We start from the raw sequence: 4,299 nt of genomic DNA on the forward strand, positions 1-4,299 counted from the left end.
TAGCCCGAGCTAAAGGAGCGGTTCTTTAACGAAGAGTAGACGGAAAATAACGAAACTTGGGGGGTCAAGGATTTATGGCTTGAGGCACTAGCGCTGCGAAGGGGTGACAAGCCCGATAGGGCCGAGCGGACAGCGAGCCCCGCAGCATAGCGGCGCCTGCCCGCTGGCAGGGGCAGGCCCAAAAACGACAATCTGTTTTGCGCCTAACTATGCCCCCAGGCTTTTCACAGATCTTGTATCGTCAGACCATAAGACTAGTAGGCACAACGTTTCTAAGTGGATAGAATTCGATGTTTCCGTTACTCCTAAACCCCTGCATCATGACACCAAAAACAAGGATACAACTCGCCCAGCTCTATGGGGTATGCACCCGGCTACCTATCCGCATATTAGGCAGCTTGGTTTTCCCGAAATGCGAAGAAAACAAATTTGGAAGTGAAGCCGATTTAAATTCCCGCTTTGAGGCTACACCTGCAGTTAACATTACTTGTCTAGAGGACTACATTTACAAAGGTGAAAACACTATTTCTGTATATTTAGACCCCGATCGTGGATGGATAAATGAGGCATATCCTAAAGGATGTACAGAGCGCCCAGATTTTCAAGTAATTGCCGTGTTAAAAAATGAGCTAAACCCTAATGCAGATGAAATTGTATTTAGTGCGCGATACAAAGCAAAGTTTGTGAATGCGCCATACGAATATGAGGATGCTCCAACCAACCCATTTGAAGGTCTCAACAATAATCAACTAGCAGAACTGTGCGATGAACAGCCGATCCCTGCCCCCGTAGCAGATCAGCAGCTAATTGCGTTCTGCAGAAATAAATACAACCCCAATATAGCCTTTTCCGGACCTGCTCCAGACGACCTTTTTTATACTTCCAATCTGCATCAAGACAAGAGTAGCCCAGCAACTACACTAATGGCATCTCCTAACCCCTTCAAAGATTGGCTGAGGGTCACCATGAACCTAAACTGGGAGCCCCAAATGGTAATCCTAAGCCTATCAGACCCCTTGGGCAAAATTATATGGAAAGACCACATTTTCTATTCGGGGGGTATCCTCCACTATCAGATAGATCAGCCTTTAAACACGCTACCTGCCGGTACTTATCAGGCCCGAGTTCAAGGTGTCCAGCAATCAGAAACCCTTACCTTACTAAAACACTAGAGCCATGCGGATCAATTTTAGCTTTTTCCCATTGATTTTTATGGCAGCTGTTTTATTGCCCAGCTGCAAAAAAGACGATAACTGGTGTACCAACCCCAGAAACCCCGCATGCCCAAATTATGACCCCTGCTTCGGCAGGGTGCCGGCAGTGAGCGCCTTTGAAATACTTGACTCGGCCTATATCGGGGGGGTCGACTCCGCTGTAGCCATAATAGTAGATACTATTGTCACTAATTCTACCGCCTATTTCCGCGCTACTCAGCGGGAAGGCATCGAGCGCTTTGAGTGGCAGATCGGCAACGACCCCCGGATTTTTGAAGGGCCTGATCAGGATATTGCTTTTTATGATTATACCGGAGATGTCAATGTGCGTTTAGTTACTTTTGCCAAAGACAATGAGGACGGCAGCTGCCTGCAGCCAGATGAAAAGACCGACACCTCCTATCAGTCCTTCACAGTCCGCGAGTGGCCTGAAGGCGGGAACCCTATTTTTGGAACATTCACCGGCTATAAGGTTTCAAGACCAGACAGCTTGTTCTCTGTAGAGATTTTCGGATTTGGCGAGCCCTTTATCGTGTACCACTTCATAAAAGGGCTGCCCGTCACCTGTGAAGGCGGCCCGCCGGGTATTTTTGTACAATCTCAGTACCGGTTCTTTGTATCTACAACCAGTATACATGGGTATAATTGCCACAATGCTTTGGTCTATGGGCAGGTCCTTGACGACCACAGAACCTTGCATCTTTACTATGCTTACGACGATGCTGAAGGCAACCGGGTGCGGGAGCGGTTTGTTGGGATGAAAGATTAGGCTTAGCGCTTGCTTGGAGCGGTTTCGCTATGAAAATCAAGAAGGTATGCCCGCCTGCTGTGCCAGCATGTCGTCAGGCTGGGTTATGGCAAAGCCGCTACATTTGAGGGGCGTAAACCCAATCGTCCTTTTTCCGGGCCCGCCCCTTCCGCAAGGATGGGGGGCTGCCCCTGCCCAACGGCAGGTGCCGCTATGCTCCGGGGCTCGCTGCCCGCTCGGCCCCACGCCCTGCAGGCGTCGGGTCTGGCCTTCGGCCACCCCTTCGCAGCGCTAGCCCAATGCCAACCTTAGGCATACCATCCCCTGTCCAATGTATTTGGGCAGGGGATTTTTTTTGCAGTGCCCTTATGCCCGTCGCGCAACGCCTGCAGCACGATTTTGCCGGGGCGCCTCCCTCTTTTCGAGAAGGCACACTACGCTATATCTAATGGGCAAACCTGATCAGCGCCATACTTTTACACCCTAAAATAGCTTTCAGCCAAATGTTAAATACCCTAAACTTCTTCATCCGGCATTGTAGCAGTCTCGAATTTTGCCTACATTGTAACCACAACACGTTCCAGCTCTCCGCTCGAATGCGCTCCTTGTAACTAAACACCTAATTATGCTGTGAAAAACACCCTCACTCCCCCTCACTCACCCAGAATTTCCTTTTCCAGCAGCCGGGTCGCGACCCTGCAAAGCATAGCCGACAATGGGGAAGACCGGGCCGCCGCCTTCGCCCGCGGCCTGCTCAACACCTTCTACGGCTACGACTACCGCATTGTACCGCAGTCGCCAAATGTGCAGGGGCTCTATACCCTGCCCGGCAGCGGGCCTGCCACGCAGCCGCAGGAACGGGCACAGCCCTTATCGGCACTGCCCAATCCCGCCCGGGAGCAGGTGGTTTTCCGCTACCAATTGCCGGACCCGCAGCAGCCTGCACAGTTGCTGATCTACGATATGCAGGGCAAGCATGCCGCTACGCTTGGCTGTGGCCCCGGTACCGTACAGCAAATTTGGCAAACTGCTGGATACCAGCGTGGGCTATACTATTGCATGCTGCAACAGGGGGGCTACCGCTCACCGGCATTGAAAGTACTGCTGATTGACTAATCTTCCAGCCAGAGCCGGCCGCTCTACTCAAAGAGCAATGGCTCTGGCTGTTTATATCCTTAAATAATGCGATACTTACTCTTTTTCCTTTTGCTAGTGATGGTCAGTAAAGGTTTAGCTCAGTCCGAATCCTTTAACATTAGGATAAATGCGGGCTATCCCTTTCAGGAACTTACGACCATACTCCCTACCGACAGCTGCTATTACGCAAGTGCCGTGGTAACGGATAGCACTGACGGCTTACTGACAATAGGCAGCCTGTTTTTAAAGCTTGATTTAACTGGGCAGCTGTTGTGGTCTCAACAGCTTGGCACCCCAAATAAATACTATGAACTTTGGGGCGAAGGGCTTTTCCCAACAGTAGACAGCAGCTTTGCTGCTTTAGGGATAGTACGAGATTCCATTAGAAAAGGGGCATTCATCAAATACAACAGCAATGGCGACACCTTGCTCACTAAAGAATATATTAGCCCATTCTATCCCGATGAGCCCTTCATTACGGCACAAGCTATGCACCCAGACAATCAGGGAGGCTTCTTCCTCCTTTTCGGTGTTGACTCGGAACCCGACGGAGTCAATGCCGATTATTTTATGCTTCATGTAGACATGAATGGAGAAACTCTGGCAACTTATAATTATGGCACCTCTCTGACTGATATCCCCAAATCCTTGCTGGTCCACGCTGATGGGACTCTAACTGTGGGGGGCTCTCAGAGTAATATTACCAGTGTTTCTCAAAATTTCATTTACAGGTCCCATCTGCTACACCTTGATGAATCTCTTAATCAACTTTGGCAGTATACCTCACCCTGGAATGACTTGTATGACCATGCCAACGCCCTCCTCCCCACCCCCGACGGCGGCCTCATCATCGGCACCGGCAAAGGCGTGGAGACCGCCATCAACAGCAGCAGCGGACGCGTAGACTGGAACCCCTGCTTCTTCAAGCTCAATGCCGACCGGCAGATGGAGTGGGTTCGGGAGTTTAGGGGCCGGACTATGGGGCCCATTTACGCTATTGTGAAAATCGCTCAGGCCACGGACAGCAGCGGCTACCTTGGTGTCAGTCGGATTGCCGACTTCGAGTCCGCAGAAGAACCTCTTAATGGCATGTGGGTCATGAAGGTATCCAATGCAGGCGATAGCCTCTGGGCACGGCACTTTACCCTTATCAACGAAGAGCCTGGCATGCCAGAGCCCATGGACCTCAAAGCCACCCCC

General features: G+C 50.9%; 4 protein-coding genes. All 4 read left to right on the plus strand.

What is annotated here, in order from left to right:
- Positions 1–320 precede the first annotated feature (320 nt).
- Positions 321–1,172 (plus strand): hypothetical protein, encoded by an 852-nt coding sequence (locus tag FRY97_RS21465; RefSeq protein WP_147169673.1) that lies wholly within the window; start codon positions 321–323, stop codon positions 1,170–1,172.
- Between the two features lie 4 nt (positions 1,173–1,176).
- Complete coding sequence (locus FRY97_RS21470) at positions 1,177–1,983, plus strand: hypothetical protein (RefSeq protein WP_147169674.1); 807 nt, start codon at positions 1,177–1,179, stop codon at positions 1,981–1,983.
- 609 nt (positions 1,984–2,592) lie between these two features.
- Positions 2,593–3,078, plus strand: coding sequence for a hypothetical protein (locus tag FRY97_RS21475; RefSeq protein WP_147169675.1), 486 nt, complete (start codon positions 2,593–2,595; stop codon positions 3,076–3,078).
- A gap of 66 nt (positions 3,079–3,144) precedes the next feature.
- Positions 3,145–4,299 (plus strand): hypothetical protein (locus FRY97_RS21480; protein ID WP_147169676.1); only part of this gene is annotated, 1,155 nt, incomplete at its 3' end.

It is taken from the genome of Phaeodactylibacter luteus, assembly GCF_007993045.1.
Taxonomy (GTDB): domain Bacteria; phylum Bacteroidota; class Bacteroidia; order Chitinophagales; family Saprospiraceae; genus Phaeodactylibacter; species Phaeodactylibacter luteus.

Coding starts and splice junctions, on each gene's coding strand:
- FRY97_RS21465 (WP_147169673.1), top strand. CDS start 321: ATGACACCAAAAACAAGGATACAACTCGCCCAGCTCTATGGGGTATGC.
- FRY97_RS21470 (WP_147169674.1), top strand. CDS start 1,177: ATGCGGATCAATTTTAGCTTTTTCCCATTGATTTTTATGGCAGCTGTT.